The following is a 15394-nucleotide window of genomic DNA, read 5'->3' as shown; positions in this document are numbered from 1 at the left end:
AAAACCCATGAAGCTCCGTACCCGAATCCTGCTGCTGTGCGGCACTACCTTGCTAGGCTTGGTAGTGCTGTCCCTGGTGGCGGTAACCACGCTCCGCCAGACCATGCTGAAGGAGCGCACTACAGAACTGTCCAACCTGGTGCTGTTGGCCCATGCGGCCGCGCAGAAGGCCCATGACCGCGAGAAGGCCGGTGAGCTGTCGCGCGAGGACGCGCTCAAGCAGGCCAAGGCGGCCATAGCCAGCTTCCACAAGGACGATAAGTATTTCTTCGTGCGCGGCTACAGCGATGATGTGAACCAGGTGCACCCCAACCCCAAGCGTGTGGGCATCGTGGACGCCAACGTGGGCCGCGCCGCCGGCGAGCGCTACCGCGCCGCGCTGCAGGGCACAACCATCGGCACCGTAATGGCCAAGGGGACGCGCCCCGGCGTGAAGCAAGAGGTGGACAAGCTTTACGCCATTATCAAGTTCGAGCCGTGGGACTGGATCATTGGCTACGGCGACTACGTGGACGACATCGAGAGCGCCTTCTGGCGCAACACGGCCGTGCTGTTGTCCATCAGCGGTGCGCTGCTGCTGGCCGTGTGCGCGCTGGCCTGGGGCATGCTGCGCACCCTCACGCGCCAGCTGGGCGGTGAGCCGCAATACACGGCCGAAGTGGTGCACCAAATCGCCGGGGGCAACCTCACCATCGATGTGCAGACCCGGCCCGGCGACCAGGCCAGCCTGCTGCACGCTGTGCGCGTGATGCGCGACAGTTTGGCCTTGCTGGTCGGCCAAGTGCGTGACAGCACCAACTCCATCACCACGGCTTCGGCCGAGATCGCCGCGGGCAACAGCGACCTGTCCTCGCGCACCGAAGCGCAGGCAAGTGCCTTGCAGGAGACGGCGGCGTCGATGGAACAGCTGACCTCCACGGTGCAGCAAAACGCCGAGAATGCCCGCCGCGCCAACGAGTTGGGCCAGGCGGCCTCGCGGGTCGCCCAACGCGGAGGCACTGTTGTGCAGCAGGTGGTGGAGACCATGGGCGGCATTGATGTCTCGTCACGCAAGATCGTGGACATCATTGGCGTGATCGACTCTATTGCTTTCCAGACCAACATCCTGGCCCTGAATGCAGCAGTGGAGGCCGCGCGCGCCGGCGAGCAGGGCCGTGGCTTTGCCGTGGTGGCGGCCGAGGTGCGCACCCTGGCGCAGCGCAGCGCCGGTGCGGCCAAGGAAATCAAGGCCCTGATCGACGACTCGGTGGCCAAGGTGGGCGAGGGCACGGCGCTGGTGCGGCATGCCGGCACCACCATGGATGAGATCGTTGAGGGCGTGCAGCGCGTGACTGCCATGATGGCCGAGATCAGCGCGGCCAGTGCCCAGCAAAGCGCTGGCATCGCCCAGATCAACCAGGCCGTGGCCCAGATGGATCAGGGTACGCAGCAAAACGCCGCATTGGTGGAAGAGGCCTACGCTGCCGCCCAGTCGCTGAGCCAGCAGGCCCAAGTGTTGGCTGGCACGGTGGACCGCTTCCGCGTGGCCGGCGGCGACAGCCGCACGCTGCGGCTGGCGTAACCCCTTCTGATCACCAGGAAAAATTGATATGAAAAGTGGCTCCAGCGCTTATGCAGCAAGCGCTGGCAGCTATCTTTTTAGGAGCTAGACGGCTCAGGCGCCCTTGGGCGCCAGCAGCGTCGTGTCCACCTTGCTGGCCAGCTGGGCGATGGCCAGCGCCGCGGGGCAGCCGGGCATGTGCAGCATCAGCAGCTGGCGGCGCATGACGGCGTCGCGCACCGACATGTCGGCCGGGATGTCGCCCATGTGCACCAGGCGCATGGGCCGGCCGGAGTCGGTGGTGACGAAGCGGTCCAGCACCTGCTGCAGCTGGCTGGTGATGGCGCGGCCGTCGCCCGGGCGCGCGGCCTGGTTGACCACCAGGCGCACCTGCTGGCGCTTTTGCTGCGTGGCCAGCACCTTGATGGCGGCGTAGGCGTCGGTCAGCGAGGTCGGTTCCGGCGTGGCCACGATCAGCACCTCCGAGGCTAGCGAGACGGAAAACAGCACCACGTCGGAGATACCGGCGCCGGTGTCCAGCAGCACCACGTCAAAGCGCGGCGCCAGGGTCTGGATGACGTTCAGGAACTCGCTGCGCACGGCCGGCGTCAGGCGCGAATACTCCACCATGCCCGAGCCGGCCAGCACCACGGAAAAGCCGCCGGGGGCCTCGATCACGGCGTCGTCCAGCTGGGCCTTGCCGGTGAACACGTCGTGCAGCGTGACCTTGGGGTGCAGGTTCAGCACCACGTCCAGGTTGGCCAGCCCCAGGTCGGCATCCAGCACCAGCACGCGGTAACCGCGCCGCGTCAGGGCGGCGGCCAGGTTGGCCGACACGAAGGTCTTGCCCACGCCGCCCTTGCCGCTGGTCACGGCAATGATGCGTGCGGCCAGCGGCCCGGGCAGGGGCGCCAGGGCGGCGGGCGGGGTGGCGGGGGCGGAAGAGGGGGGCGACAGCGCGTCGTTCATCATCGTCTTTCAGTAGGCGCTGTATGCAGGCGGGTCGAGCGGCGGGGGCAGCTCGCCCCAGCCCGATGGAGTGTATAGGGGGCCGAACAGCATGCTTTTCTCTTCGGCCGTCACGGTGCTGTCGGGCTGCTCTTCGATGCTGATGCGGTTGCGCCCGCCGGCCTTGGCCTTGTACAGCTCGGCGTCGGCGCGCTCGGCCCACAGGGGCACGGTGCTGCGGATCCACTGCAGCGCGAAGGCGCCGCCGATGCTTACCGTGACGTGGACGGTGAGGCTGGGCGAAATGGCGATCGGCGTGGCCTCGACAGCGCGGCGCACGCGCTCAGCCACCACGCGGCCGAAACCGAACTGGCAGGCGGGCAGGACGATGGCGAACTCTTCGCCGCCGTAGCGCGCCACAGTGTCCATGGGCCGCAGGCAGGTCTGCAGCGTCTGGGCGACGACCTGCAGCACCACGTCGCCCGCGCCGTGGCCGTGGCGGTCGTTGACCTGCTTGAAGTGGTCGATGTCCAGCATCAGCAGCAGCGCCGCCTCGCCCGAGCGGGCCACGCGGTCGATCTCGCTGTCGAGCACGGCGCGGATGAAGCGGCGGTTGGGCAGGCCAGTGAGTGGGTCTTTCAGCGACAGATCGCACAGCCCGTCGATCAGCGCCTGCAGGTATTCGCGCGGCACGCGCCCGCGCAGCGCCGCGTCTCCGCCCAGCGACTGCGCCACCAGCGCATGGGCCGTGGATAGCTGCAGGTCCTTCAGATTGACCGAGGCAAGGGACGCGGAAGTGGACACAAAAAGAAACAAATAATCTGGCTGCAGTTTAGCAGCGCTAGCTTGCCACTGCGGGCTCCCGGGTGTCGCTCGCTTGCAACGCCGCGATGGCTTCGGCGTCAGTGCGCCAGGCGCGCAGTTCAGGGCCCTCTCGCAGCACGCCGGCACGCTCCAGCGTGCGCTGCACGGGCAGTTTCAGCCCGGCCACGTGCAGCGCGCCGCCGCGGCTTTGCATCAGCGCGCGCAGGCGCATGAAGGCTTCCACGCCAGTCACGTCGATGCGGTTGATGGACAGCGCGAACAGGGCCAGCTCGCGCAGCTCGGGCCGGGCGGCCAGCTCGTCGGCCACGCGCTGCTCCAGCGCGGCGGCAGAGGCAAAGTCCAGTTCCGCGTCCATGCGCAGGGCCAGCACCTGCGGCGCCAGCGGGGCCAGTTGCCACAGGTGGCGATCGCGCAGGCTGCCGTCCGGGTGCAGGCCGACTTCGATGATGCGCGGGTGCAGGCGCAGGTACAGGAAGTGCGACAGGTTCATGACCAGCCCCGCCAGCACGCCCCAGTACAGGCGCGGGGCGCTGGCCAGGGTCAGCACGAAGGTGGTCAATCCGATGGTGGTCTCCACCCGCGACACCGGCCACAGGCGCAGCATGCCGATCGGCTGGATGAGCCCGGTGACGGCCGTCACGACCACGGCGGCGAGCACCGCCTGCGGCACGTGGTAGAGCGCGGGGGTGAGCCACAGCAGCGTGGCCAGCACCAGCAGCAGGGCGAACAGCGTCGCCCAGCCGCTTTTGGCACCGGCATACAGATTAATGGCCGAGCGCGAGAACGAGGCGCTGGTGGCAAAGGCGCCGCACAGGCCCGAGCTCATCTTGGCCATGCCGTGGGCGATCAGGTCCTGGTTCTTGTTCCAGCGGGTGCCGCCGCGCGCATGGTCCACCTTGGCGCTGGAGGCCGTTTCCAGGAAGCTCACCAGCGTGATGACCAGCACCGGCAGCGTGAGCGAGCTGAACTCCTCCCAGGGCAGCCAGCCGGGCAGGTACAGCGACGGCAGGCCCGCAGGCACGTGGCCCACCACGGCGCCGTCGGCATCGGCAAAGCCCATGGCCCAGCTGGCCAGGGCCGCCAAGGCGATGACCACCATGGCCGCGGGAAAGCCCGAGCGCCAGCGCCGCGCCAGCATCAAAAGGACCAGGCTGCCCAGCCCAAAGGCCATGGCGCGCAGGTCGAAGTGGTGCAGCGAGGGCGCCTGCAGCAGGGCGTGCCAGGTAGTGCGCAGGCCCAGCAGGGCGGGCAGCTGCGAGGCCAGGATCAAGAGCGCCGCCGCCTGCGTGAAGCTGCCCAGCACCGGCGAGGTGACCAGGTTGAGCAGCCAGCCAAAACGCATCACGCCCAGGCTCAGCTGCAGCAGGCCCGACAGCAGCGCCATCCACACCGCCAGCTGCACCCAGTGGGCGCTGCCGGGCTCCGCCAGGCCGGTGAGCGAGGCGCCGATCAGCAAGCTGGTCAGCGCCGTGGGGCCCACGCCCAGGCGGGTGGACGAGCTCCACAGCACGGCGATGAGCGCCGGCACCAGCGAGGCGTAAATGCCGGTGACCAGCGGCATGCCGGCCAGGTGGGCATAGGCCACGCCCTGAGGCACCAGCATCAGCCCCACGGTCAAGCCCGCCCAGAATTCGCCACGCAGCAGCTCGGCCGTGGGGCGGGGCCAGGCCAGAAAAGGCAGCCAGCGTTGCAGGGCGGGAAGGTGCATGGAGAGGGGATTGTGGCGCCGCCGCCGGCCCGGCGCGAGGCGTGCCGCACTTGTCCTACCGGTGATTCGGCCATCTCCGACCCGCTTGCGCGCGGCGGCGTTTCTACAGTAGCCGGCATGTCCACCGGAAGGAGAACCTTCATGAACACCAGCCACACCAAAAATACCCCGCTGCTGCGCACTGCCACCCTGGCCGCCGCCGTTGCCCTGGCTCTGGGCCTGGCCGCGTGCGACAAGAACGACGATCGCACGGCCGGACAGAAGCTCGATTCCGCCATTGCCAAGACCGAAGCCACGGCGCAGGACGCCAAGGTCAAGACCGAGGCTGCCGCGCACAACGCCAAGGTCGATATGCAGGATGCAGCGCAGGAAGCACGCGCAAAGACGGAAGCGGCGGCCCATGACGCCCGCGTCAAGACCGAGGAGATGACGCAGGAAGCGCGCGAGAAGATGCACGCAACCAGCGAGCAGACCAAGGCCGATACGCGCGAGGTGACGGCCAACGCCAAGGCTGCGGTTGAAGACGCCGGCATCACCGCCCGCGTCAACGCCGGCCTGGCCAAGGATTCGGAGCTGAGCGCCATCCGTATCGATGTGGACACCAAGGACCATGTGGTCACCTTGAGCGGCCCGGTCAAAAACGCCGTGGCCAAGGAGCGGGCCACGCAGATTGCCCAGGGCGTGGAAGGGGTGACGCGCGTGGTCAACAACCTGACCATCAACCCGGGCGCCTGAAGGCCTGAGGCGCCTTGAACCCGGCGGCCGGGCCTGCTGTGAAGGCCCGGCCGCTACCATGTGCGGATGAGCCAGACTCCCATCCACGCACCCCCCGAAGTCCCCCTCTTGCTGCCCACGCGGCTCGTGCACCACGAATACACGCCGCCTGCGGGCTTTGCCGCGCTGCAGCCGGCGGTACACAAGGCCTCCACAGTGCTCTTTCCCAACGTCGCCGCCATGCGCGCGCGCGAGTGGAAGGACAAGACCAGCTACACCTACGGCCTGCACGGCACTCCTACCACCTACCAGCTGGAAGAGCGCATCGCCACGCTCGAAGGTGGCCTGCAGTGCCTGCTGGCGCCCAGCGGCCTGGCAGCGATTTCCACCGTCGCCCTGGCCCTGCTGCGCGCGGGCGACGAGGTGCTGCTGCCCGACAACGCCTACAGCCCCAACAAGGCGCTGGCCGAGGTGGAGCTGGCGCACTACGGCGTCACCCACCGGGTCTTCGACCCGCTGGACCCGCAGGACCTGGCTGCCAAGATCACCGACCGCACCCGGCTGGTGTGGCTGGAGGCGGCGGGCTCCGTGACCATGGAATTCCCCGACCTGCCGGCCCAGGTGCGCATTTGCCGCGAGCGCGGGGTGACCTGCGCGCTGGACAACACCTGGGGCGCTGGCCTGGCTTTTGCGCCTTTCGATCTGCTGGGCGACGGCTCGCTGGGCGTGGATGTCTCCGTACACGCCCTGACCAAATACCCCAGCGGCGGTGGCGATGTGCTGATGGGCAGCATCACCACGCGCGACCAGGCGCTGCACCTGAAACTCAAGCTGACGCATATGCGCCTGGGGCTGGGGGTGGGCGCCAACGACGCTGAGGCCGTGCTGCGCGCGCTGCCCAGCATCGCCCTGCGCTACCGCGCGCATGACGAGGCCGCGCGCGAACTGGCCCGCTGGCTGGCCGGGCAGCCGGCCATCGCCCAGGTGCTGCACCCGGCGCTGCCCGGCTCGCCCGGCCATGACCACTGGCAGGCGCTGTGCGGCGCTGCCTTCGGCGGGCAGGGCGGGGCGGCCGGCCTGTTCAGCGTGGTGATCGGTGCGCAATACGGGCAGGCGCAGGTCGACGCGTTTTGCGACGCGCTGCAGCTGTTTCGCCTGGGCTACAGCTGGGGCGGGCCGATGAGCCTGGTCGTGCCCTACGAGCTGGCGGCCATGCGCCGGTGCGCCACGCCGCAGCTGGCGGCCGGCACGGTGGTGCGCTTTTGCGTCGGGCTGGAGGATGTGCAGGACCTGCGCGCCGACCTGGCGCAGGCGCTGGCGCGCGCTTTCGGCTGAGGCGCTCCCCGCCGCCCGCTACAGGCGGGTGCGGGCTTTCCTTGATGCTGCCGCCACCGGGCGGCGCTTAAGGTGGGGCATTCACCACGACTGCCGCCCCTGCCCCGGGCCACGCCCCATGACGGATTCGACCGCGAACCCTGGCACTGCCGCCCCGCAACCGGCGCCTTTGGTGTTGCAGCCGCTGCAACTCGGCCAGCCCTTCACCTGGCTGGCGCGTGGCGCGCGCGACCTGGCGGCCGCGCCCGGCGTGGGCCTGTTCTACGGCCTGTGCTTCTGGGGCATGGCGCTGCTGCTGGGCTGGGTGTTTCGCGCGCGGCCCGAATACACCATGTCCCTGGCCAGCGGCTGCCTGCTGGTGGGCCCCTTTCTGGCTATGGGCCTGTACGAGACCAGCCGACGGCGCGAGGCCGGCTTGCCCCCCAGCCTGGGCGAGTCGCTGACGTGCTGGGACCGGCACGTCTCCAGCATGGCCATGCTGGTGCTGGCCCTCATCGTGCTGGAGCTGCTGTGGGGCCGCGCTTCGCTGGTGGTCTTCGCGGTGTTCTTCAACACCGGCATGCCGTCCACCACCGGCGTGGTGCAGGCCGTGTTCAACCCGCACAACTGGCAGTTCGTGCTGGCCTACGCGGCGGTGGGCGGCCTGTTTGCGGGCCTGGTGTTTTGCTTCACGGTGGTGGCCATTCCGCTGATCCTGGACCGCGACACCGACGCCTTCACCGCTGCGCTGACCAGCATGCGCGTGGTGCTGGACAACCCCGCCACCCTGCTGCTGTGGGGCGCGCTCATCACGCTGCTGGTGGGCCTGTCGCTGCTGGCCTGGGGCGCGGGGCTGCTGCTGGTGGGGCCGCTGCTGGGGCACGCCACCTGGCACGCCTACCGCAGCGCGCTGGCCCCGGCGCCCGCCGCCTGCACCTAGCGCAGCAGCTTCTTCAGCGCGGGCATCACGTTGGCCAGCATCATCGGCTGGGCCTGGGCGGTGGGGTGGATGCGGTCGGCCTGGAACAGGCGCGCGGCGTCGGGCCCGTCGGCCACGCCCTGCAGGAAGAACGGCACCAGCGCCGCCTTCTTCTCGCGCGCCACGTCCTGAAAGATCTGCGCAAAGCGCCGGCCGTAGTCGCCGCCGTAGTTGGGCGGCACCTGCATGCCCAGCAGCAGCACGCGGGCGCCGGCGTCCTGCGCCTGCTGGGTCATCCAGGCCAGGTTGTCCTGGGTGTTCTTGAGCGGCAGGCCGCGCAGCGCATCGTTGCCGCCCAGCTCAAGGATGACGTGCGTGGGCTGGTGGCTTGTGAGCAGCGCCGCCAGCCGGGCGCGGCCGCCGGAGGTGGTGTCGCCGCTGATGCTGGCGTTGACCACCGTAGCGGCGACCTTGTCCTGCGCCAGCTGCTGGCGCAGCAGCTCCACCCAGCCGCTGCCGCGCGCCAGCCCGTACTCGGCGCTGAGCGAATCGCCCACCACCAGGATGACCGGCGCGCGGGCTGCACGGGCCGATGGGGCAGCCGCCGCCAGGCCCAGCGCGCCCAGCGCCGCGATACAGTCACGCCGGCCCAGCCATCGCCTGTTCATCCGTTCGTCCACATCCGCTCCTTTGCCTGCATCCATGCCTGACCTCCACGCCGCGCCGCCCGACGCCCTGATTGCCGTGCAGCACCTGCACAAGAGCGTCACCGACTCCACCGGCACCCTCGACATTCTGAGGGACATCGATTTCTCCGTGGCCGCGCGCGAGACCATCGCCATCGTCGGCGCCTCGGGCTCGGGCAAGAGCACGCTGCTGTCGCTCATCGCCGGGCTGGACGTGCCCACGGCCGGCACCGTGCGCGTGGCCGGGCAGGACCTGTTCGCGCTGAACGAGGACGAGCGCGCCGCGCTGCGCGCGCGCCGCATGGGCTTCGTGTTCCAGAGCTTTCAGCTGCTGGCCAACCTGACGGCGCTGGAGAACGTGATGCTGCCGCTGGAGCTGGCGGGCGCGCGCGATGCGCGCCGGCGCGCCACCGACATGCTGGCCCGCGTGGGCCTGGGCGAGCGGCTGTCGCATTACCCGAAGGTGCTGTCCGGCGGCGAGCAGCAGCGCGTGGCGCTGGCGCGGGCCTTCGTGGTGCAGCCCCAGGTGCTGCTGGCCGACGAGCCCACGGGCAGCCTGGACTTTGCCACCGGCGCAGCGGTGATGGAGCTGATGTTCGCCCTGAACCGCGAGCAGGGCACGACGCTGGTGCTGGTCACCCACGACCGCGAGATCGCCGCGCGCTGCGGGCGGCGCATCACCATCGAGGGCGGACGCATCGCCGCACAATGAAATTGATAGCTACCAGCGCTTGCCTGGTGCGGGTTTCAGTTGGTTTTGTACCTGAAACCGCCGCCCATCAAGCGGCAGCAGCTATCGATCAGATAGCGCCCCCGCCCTGGCGCACTTCACGGAACCCGGCCGCGGCGGTGAACAGCACGTCGGTGGAGGAATTCAGCGCCGTCTCGGCCGAGTCCTGCACGATGCCGATGATGAAGCCCACGCCCACCACCTGCATGGCCACGTCGTTGCTGATGCCGAACAGGCTGCACGCCAGCGGAATGAGCAGCAGCGAGCCGCCCGCCACGCCCGAAGCGCCGCAGGCGCAGACCGACGCCACCACGCACAGCAGCAGCGCGGTGAAGACGTCCACCTGCACGCCCAGCGTGTGCGCCGCCGCCAGCGACAGCACGCTGATGGTGATGGCCGCGCCGGCCATGTTGATGGTGGCGCCCAGCGGGATGCTGATGCTGTAGGTTTCCTCTTTCAGGCCCAGGCGCTGCGCCAGCGCCAGGTTGATGGGTATGTTGGCCGCCGAGCTGCGGGTGAAGAACGCCGTCACGCCGCTCTCGCGCAGGCAGGTGAGGACCAGCGGATACGGGTTGCGGCGGATGCAGGCCCAGACGATCAGCGGGTTCACCACCAGCGCCACGAACAGCATGCAGCCCACCAGCACCGCCAGCAGGTGGGCATAGCCGTGCAGCGCCTGCGTGCCGGCCTCGGCAAAGGTGCTGGCCACCAGGCCCAGGATGCCCAGCGGAGCGCAGCGGATGACCGCCTGGATCACCGCCGTGACGGCCTGCGCCGCATCGTGCAGCACGGCGCGGGTGCCCGCCGAGGCGTGGCGCAGCGCCAGCCCCAGCCCCACGGCCCAGGCCAGCACGCCGATGTAGTTGGCCTGCAGCAGCGCGTTGACCGGGTTGTCCACCGCGCTTTTGGCCACGTTCAGCAGCACCTCGCCCACCGCGCCGGGCGGGGCGGCGCCGGTTTGCGGCGCGGCCATCAGCGTCAGCGTGCTGGGCCACCACAGGCTGGCAGCCACGCCCACCACGGCCGCCGCCAGCGTGCCGATCACGTACAGCACCAGGATGGGCCGGATGCCCGTGGCCTCGCCCGGCACGTGGTTGCTGATGGCGGCCATGACCAGCACCAGCACCAGCACCGGCGCCACGGCCTTGAGCGCCGAGATGAACAGGGTGCCCAAAAAGGCCACGTAGGGCGTGGCGCCGGGCAGCAAGAAGGCCAGCGCCACGCCGGCCACCAGGGCCAGCGCAATCTGCGCGACAAGGCTGGTGCGCCGGGCCCAGCGCAGCAGGGGGGAAAAGATCATGGCGGCAAGGGGAAGGTGAAAGGGCGGCGCGGGCCGCTGGCGCCGCAAGGCATGCGGGCAGGGCGCCTGTCAACCGGAAAGCGCGCGATTTTACGGCCCGCCCTGGTGCGCAGCCGCCGCCGGCCGCCGGCCGCGCGCCGATAATCCGGCGCATGTCCACCCCCAAAGTCCTCTTCGGCTTCCATGCCGTGGGTGTGCGCCTGAAAACCGCGCCGCAATCCATCATCGAGATCTACTACGAGCCCACCCGGCGCGACGCGCGCATGCGCCAGTTTCTGGAGCGCGCCCGCGAGGCCGGCACGCGCCTGATCGAGGCCGACGGCCTGCGCCTGGCCAAGCTCTCGGGCAGCCACGGCCACCAGGGCGTGGCCGCGCGCGTGCAGGCCATCGAGCAGACGCATTCGCTGGACGACCTGCTGGACGACCTGGAGGCCCGGGGCGTCACGGCGCCGCTGCTGCTGGTGCTGGACGGCGTGACCGACCCGCACAACCTGGGCGCCTGCCTGCGCGTGGCCGATGGCGCCGGCGCACACGCCGTCATCGCGCCCAAGGACCACGCCGTGGGCGTGAACGCCACCGTCGCCAAGGTGGCCAGCGGCGCGGCCGAGACGGTGCCGTACTTCATGGTCACCAACCTGGCGCGCACGCTGGGCGAGCTCAAGGAGCGGGGCATCTGGGTCATCGGCACCAGCGGCGACGCCGACCAGTCGCTGTACCAGGCCGACCTGAAGGGCCCCGTGGCCCTGGTGCTGGGCGCCGAGGGGCCAGGCATGCGCCAGCTCACTGCCAAGACCTGCGACGCGCTGGTGCATATCCCCATGCAGGGCGCCGTGGAAAGCCTGAACGTGTCGGTGGCCAGCGCCGTGTGCCTGTACGAGGCGGTGCGCCAGCGCAGCGCATGAACTCGCCCCAGGAGCAGCAGGCCGTGCAGGCCTGGATCGCGCAGGCCACGCGCATCGCCGTGCTCACGGGTGCGGGCATGAGCGCCGAATCGGGCGTGCCCACCTTTCGCGACGCCACCAGCGGCCATTGGGCGCAGTTCAACCCGCAGGACATGGCCAGTGAGCGCGGCTTTCGCGCCGCGCCGGCGCGGGTCTGGGACTGGTACGCCCACCGCCGCGCCGGCGTGGCCGCCGTGCAGCCCAACGCCGGGCACCGGGCCTTGGCTGCATTTGCCCGGCGGCACCCGGGCCGGCTCACCCTCATCACCCAGAACGTGGACGGGCTGCACCAGCGCGCGGGCAGCGCCGGCGTTTTGTGCCTGCACGGCGACCTGATGCTTGACCGCTGGCTGGACGCGCCCCGCGCCTGCTGCCAGCTGCACGCCGCCGCGCCTGGCAGCCCGCCGCGCTGCGCTGCCTGCGGCAACCTGGTGCGCCCGGGTGTGGTCTGGTTCGGCGAGAGCCTGCCCGCCGAGGTGCTGGACGCTGCCCAGCAGGCCGCGCAGGCGGCCGAGCTGATGCTGGTCGTGGGCACGGCGGGCGCCGTCTATCCGGCCGCGGGCCTGGCGCACCTGGCGCGCCAGGCGGGCGCGCGCGTGGTCGTGCTGAACCCGGCCGCCAGCGAGCTGGACAGCGCCGCCCACGCCGTGCTGCGCGGCACGGCGGCGCAGCTGCTGCCCCAACTGCTGGCGCCCGAAGGGCAGGGCGCGGCGACCCACCTGAAGGAGACCGCATGAAACTCGTTCGCCATGGCGCGCCCGGCGCCGAGAGCGCCGGCATCGTGGACGCGCACGGCACCGTGCGTGACGTGTCCATGCTGGTGCCCGACATCGGCCCGGCGCAGCTTGGCGCCCGCACGCTGGCGGCGCTGGCTGCCATCGACGCCACGCGGCTGCCGGCCGTGCCCCCCGGCACGCGCCTGGGCTGCCCGGTGGGCGGCGTGGGCAAGATCGTCTGCGTGGGCCTGAACTACGCCGACCACGCACGCGAGACGGGCCTGGCACCGCCGCCCGAGCCCGTACTGTTCATGAAGGCCACCAGCAGCCTGTGCGGCCCGCACGACGCGGTGCGCATCCCGCCGAGCGCGGACAAGGTGGACTGGGAGGTGGAGCTGGGACTGGTCATCGGCACGCGCATGCAGGGCGTGAGCGAGGGCGATGCGCTGGGGCATCTCGCCGGCTACGTGCTGGCCAACGATGTGTCCGAGCGCGCCTGGCAGATGGAGCGCGGCGGCCAGTGGGACAAGGGCAAGAGCGCCGACACGTTCGCGCCCGTGGGCCCGTGGCTCGTCACGGCGGATGAGATCGCCGATCCGCACGCCATCGACCTGTGGCTGCAGGTGAACGGCCAGCGCATGCAAAGCGGCAGCACGCGCGACTTCCTCTTCGGCGTGCCCGCCGTGCTGGCCTACATCAGCCGGTTCATGACCCTGGAGCCGGGCGACCTGGTGCTGACCGGCACGCCGGCCGGCGTCGGCCTGGGGCAAAAGCCGCAGCCGCGCTTTTTGCGCGTGGGCGACGAGATGCGGCTGGGGGCCAGCGGGCTGGGCGAGCAGCGGCTGGTCTGCGTGGCGGGCTGACGAGCGCAGGAATTCATGCGAAAGCCGGCGCTAACGCTTGCCAGTCAAGCGCCAGCAGCTATCGATTGAATAGCAAATGGCGCTTGCCACGGCGCCCTGACCAGAGATTTCAACCATGCACCCCTACGTCCTGCTCGGCATCTCCATCGCGTCGGAAGTCGTCGCCACCTCGGCCCTCAAGTCCTCCGCCGGCTTCACGCGCCTGGGGCCCAGCGTGCTCACGGTGCTGGGCTACAGCCTGGCGTTCTACTGCATGGCTCGCGTCATGAACTCCATGTCTACGGGCGTGGTGTACGCCATCTGGTCAGGCCTGGGCATCGTGCTGATTTCGCTGGTGGGCTGGGCGCTCTACGACCAGAAGCTGGACGCCGCCGCCCTGGCCGGCATGGGCCGGATCGTCGCCGGCGTGCTGGTCATCCAGCTGTTTTCCAAGAGCGCCAGCCACTGAAACCCTGGCAAACCCTGAGCGGAGCAGCGTGCATCCATTAAGATTCATTTAAAATGAATTTATTGTTCGCTCTCTCGGTCGCCCACCAGCACCCCTTTCTGCCGTGAACCAGCCTCTGCCTTTCCCCCAACGCTCCTCTGCACCCGCCCCGGCGGCGCCGGCACTGCAGGGCCTGCCCCTGCTGCGGCTGGGCTTTCGGCCGTTCTACCTGGGTTCGGCCCTACTGGCCTGCGTGTCGGTACCGCTGTGGGTGCTGGTCTTCTTGGGCCACCTGCAGCTGAACCTGGCCATCCCGCCCATGCTGTGGCACGCGCACGAGATGCTGTTCGGCTTTGCCGCGGCCGTCATCGTGGGCTTCCTGCTGACGGCCGTGAAGGCCTGGACGGGCCTGCCCACCCCGCGGGGTGCCACGCTGGGCGCGCTGGCCCTGCTGTGGCTGGCGGCCCGCCTGGCAGCGTTCGTCGCGCCATACCCGGTGTACGCCGCGCTGGACATGCTGCTGCTGCCCGCCGTCGCGGTGAGCCTGCTGCGGGTGCTCATCCAGGCCAAGAACAGGCGCAACATCCCGCTCATCTCGCTGCTGGTGCTGATGGCGCTGGCCAACGGGCTGTTCCACCTGTCGGCCCTGGGCCTGGTACAGCTGCCGGTGCTGGCGCCGCTGCACGCCGAGCTGGCGCTGGTGCTGATGGTGATCACCGTGATCACCGGCCGCGTGCTGCCCATGTTCACCAAGAATGTGACGCCGGGCCTGGTCATCAATGTGCCGCGCAAGTTCGAACTGGCGCTGCTGGCCGTGACCGCCGCGGCGCTGGTGCTGTGGGTCTGCGCTGCGCCGACGCTGCTGGTGGCCGCGGGCGCCGTGGCTGCGGCCGCCCTGCACGCCGTGCGCCTGGCGCTGTGGAAGCCCTGGGTCACGCTGCGCCGACCCATCCTGTGGATCCTGCACGCCTCGTATGCCTGGATGCCCGTGGGCTTTGCCCTGCTGGCCGCCGCCCAGGCCGGCTGGCTGCCCGAGTCGCTGGCCGTGCACGCGCTGGCCGTGGGCGTGGTCGGCGGGCTGATCGTCGGCATGGTCACGCGCACGGCGCGCGGCCACACCGGGCGGCCGCTCCAGGCCTCGCGCGGCGAGGTGGCGGCCTATGCCTTCGTGATGCTGGCCACCGTGCTGCGCGTGCTGGTGCCGGCCGTGCAGCCGCAGTGGTACGCCGGGGCGCTGCACGCCGCCGCCTGCCTGTGGGCGCTGGCCTTTGCCATCTACCTCTTCATCTACACGCCCTGGCTGACCCGCACCCGCCTGGACGGCAAGGACGGCTGAGCCACCGCGCTCCTCCAACCCGCTTCACCCTCTCGTTCCCCAGCACAGAAAGGCTGACCCATGAGCACCACCACCACTCCCGCGTTTGAAATCGACGTGCGCACCATCCCCCCGTACGAGCGCCACGCCAGGATTTTTGGCCAGTTCGACGATCTGGAGATCGGCCAGGCGCTGGTCATCGTCAACGACCATGACCCCGTGCCGCTGCACCGCCAGTTCGATGCGCGCTCGCCCGGCCAATTCCAGTGGAACTACCTGCAGGCCGGCCCGCAGCTGTGGCGCGTGCAGATCGACAAGGTGGCCAGCCAGGCAGACTCCGGCGGCGGCTGCTGCTCGGGCGGCGCCTGCGGCTGATGCCTTGATGCACTCACGCAAAACGGCGGGCCTGATGCCCGCCGTTTTGCGTTTTGCGTTGTGCTTGTCGTGG

Annotated in this window: 16 protein-coding genes; 11 read left to right on the top strand and 5 right to left on the bottom strand. The window is 70.1% G+C overall.

Translation table 11 applies throughout. The features are described from left to right. Positions 1 to 7: 7 nt before the first annotated feature. Entirely contained in the window at positions 8 to 1561 is a 1554-nt protein-coding gene (locus tag C7H73_RS10430) for a methyl-accepting chemotaxis protein (protein ID WP_106846587.1), read from the top strand. Between the two features lie 93 nt (positions 1562 to 1654). On the opposite strand, the gene C7H73_RS10425 is transcribed toward C7H73_RS10430, so the two are convergent. Genes C7H73_RS10425 through C7H73_RS10415 form a run of 3 tightly spaced genes read right to left on the bottom strand, consistent with a single transcriptional unit; the run spans position 1655 to position 5021 of the window. Further along, on the bottom strand, positions 1655 to 2509 hold the full coding sequence (locus C7H73_RS10425) for a MinD/ParA family protein (protein WP_106847627.1): 855 nt from the start codon (positions 2507 to 2509) through the stop codon (positions 1655 to 1657). 9 nt (positions 2510 to 2518) lie between these two features. Beyond that, a complete protein-coding gene (locus tag C7H73_RS10420; RefSeq protein WP_106846586.1) occupies positions 2519 to 3292 on the bottom strand; it encodes a GGDEF domain-containing protein in 774 nt (257 codons plus the stop codon). A 37-nt stretch (positions 3293 to 3329) separates the two neighbouring features. Next, entirely contained in the window at positions 3330 to 5021 is a 1692-nt protein-coding gene (locus tag C7H73_RS10415; RefSeq protein WP_106846585.1) for a SulP family inorganic anion transporter, read from the bottom strand. A gap of 141 nt (positions 5022 to 5162) precedes the next feature. Between C7H73_RS10415 and C7H73_RS10410 the strand changes: the two genes are divergently transcribed. The 3 genes from C7H73_RS10410 to C7H73_RS10400 all read left to right on the top strand — a co-directional run bounded on the left by C7H73_RS10410 (position 5163) and on the right by C7H73_RS10400 (position 7989). Beyond that, positions 5163 to 5756, top strand: a complete 594-nt coding sequence (locus C7H73_RS10410; RefSeq protein WP_106846584.1) for a BON domain-containing protein — start codon at positions 5163 to 5165, stop codon at positions 5754 to 5756. A gap of 66 nt (positions 5757 to 5822) precedes the next feature. Then, positions 5823 to 7070 carry a PLP-dependent transferase gene (locus C7H73_RS10405; protein WP_106846583.1) on the top strand — a complete coding sequence of 416 codons (1248 nt, stop codon included), beginning with the start codon at positions 5823 to 5825 and terminating at the stop codon, positions 7068 to 7070. A 118-nt stretch (positions 7071 to 7188) separates the two neighbouring features. After that, positions 7189 to 7989 carry a DUF2189 domain-containing protein gene (locus C7H73_RS10400; protein WP_106846582.1) on the top strand — a complete coding sequence of 267 codons (801 nt, stop codon included), beginning with the start codon at positions 7189 to 7191 and terminating at the stop codon, positions 7987 to 7989. Here C7H73_RS10400 and C7H73_RS10395 read toward each other — a convergent pair. Further along, positions 7986 to 8672 (bottom strand): arylesterase, encoded by a 687-nt coding sequence (locus tag C7H73_RS10395; RefSeq protein WP_405124757.1) that lies wholly within the window; start codon positions 8670 to 8672, stop codon positions 7986 to 7988. The genes C7H73_RS10400 and C7H73_RS10395 overlap by 4 nt on opposite strands. On the opposite strand from C7H73_RS10395, the gene C7H73_RS10390 reads away from it, so the two are divergent. After that, on the top strand, positions 8671 to 9366 hold the full coding sequence (locus tag C7H73_RS10390) for an ABC transporter ATP-binding protein (protein WP_106846580.1): 696 nt from the start codon (positions 8671 to 8673) through the stop codon (positions 9364 to 9366). The two genes, C7H73_RS10395 and C7H73_RS10390, sit on opposite strands and share 2 nt — an antisense overlap. An 88-nt stretch (positions 9367 to 9454) precedes the next feature. Here the strand turns inward: C7H73_RS10390 and sstT are convergent, their stop codons facing one another. Continuing rightward, positions 9455 to 10684 carry a serine/threonine transporter SstT gene (sstT, locus tag C7H73_RS10385; RefSeq protein WP_106846579.1) on the bottom strand — a complete coding sequence of 410 codons (1230 nt, stop codon included), beginning with the start codon at positions 10682 to 10684 and terminating at the stop codon, positions 9455 to 9457. A 152-nt stretch (positions 10685 to 10836) separates the two neighbouring features. On the opposite strand from sstT, the gene rlmB reads away from it, so the two are divergent. From rlmB to C7H73_RS10355, 6 genes are all read left to right on the top strand, one after another. Beyond that, entirely contained in the window at positions 10837 to 11586 is a 750-nt protein-coding gene (gene rlmB / locus C7H73_RS10380) for a 23S rRNA (guanosine(2251)-2'-O)-methyltransferase RlmB (RefSeq protein WP_106846578.1), read from the top strand. Beyond that, positions 11583 to 12362 carry an SIR2 family NAD-dependent protein deacylase gene (locus C7H73_RS10375; RefSeq protein WP_106846577.1) on the top strand — a complete coding sequence of 260 codons (780 nt, stop codon included), beginning with the start codon at positions 11583 to 11585 and terminating at the stop codon, positions 12360 to 12362. Before rlmB ends, C7H73_RS10375 begins: the two co-directional genes overlap by 4 nt. Continuing rightward, positions 12359 to 13204 carry a fumarylacetoacetate hydrolase family protein gene (locus tag C7H73_RS10370; RefSeq protein ID WP_106846576.1) on the top strand — a complete coding sequence of 282 codons (846 nt, stop codon included), beginning with the start codon at positions 12359 to 12361 and terminating at the stop codon, positions 13202 to 13204. Before C7H73_RS10375 ends, C7H73_RS10370 begins: the two co-directional genes overlap by 4 nt. Before the next feature lie 115 nt (positions 13205 to 13319). After that, the gene (locus C7H73_RS10365; RefSeq protein WP_106846575.1) at positions 13320 to 13652 is read left to right on the top strand and encodes an SMR family transporter; all 333 of its coding nucleotides are present in this window, start codon (positions 13320 to 13322) and stop codon (positions 13650 to 13652) included. A 103-nt stretch (positions 13653 to 13755) separates the two neighbouring features. Continuing rightward, entirely contained in the window at positions 13756 to 14967 is a 1212-nt protein-coding gene (locus C7H73_RS10360; RefSeq protein ID WP_227001320.1) for an NnrS family protein, read from the top strand. A 60-nt stretch (positions 14968 to 15027) separates the two neighbouring features. Beyond that, entirely contained in the window at positions 15028 to 15321 is a 294-nt protein-coding gene (locus tag C7H73_RS10355) for a DUF2249 domain-containing protein (RefSeq protein WP_106846574.1), read from the top strand. Positions 15322 to 15394: the final 73 nt, after the last annotated feature.

Origin of the sequence: Pulveribacter suum (assembly GCF_003013695.1) — a bacterium.
Taxonomy (GTDB): Bacteria; Pseudomonadota; Gammaproteobacteria; order Burkholderiales; family Burkholderiaceae_C; genus Melaminivora; species Melaminivora suum.
The sequence above is the reverse complement of the archived record's forward strand: the minus strand, read 5'-3'. Positions and strand labels throughout refer to the sequence as shown.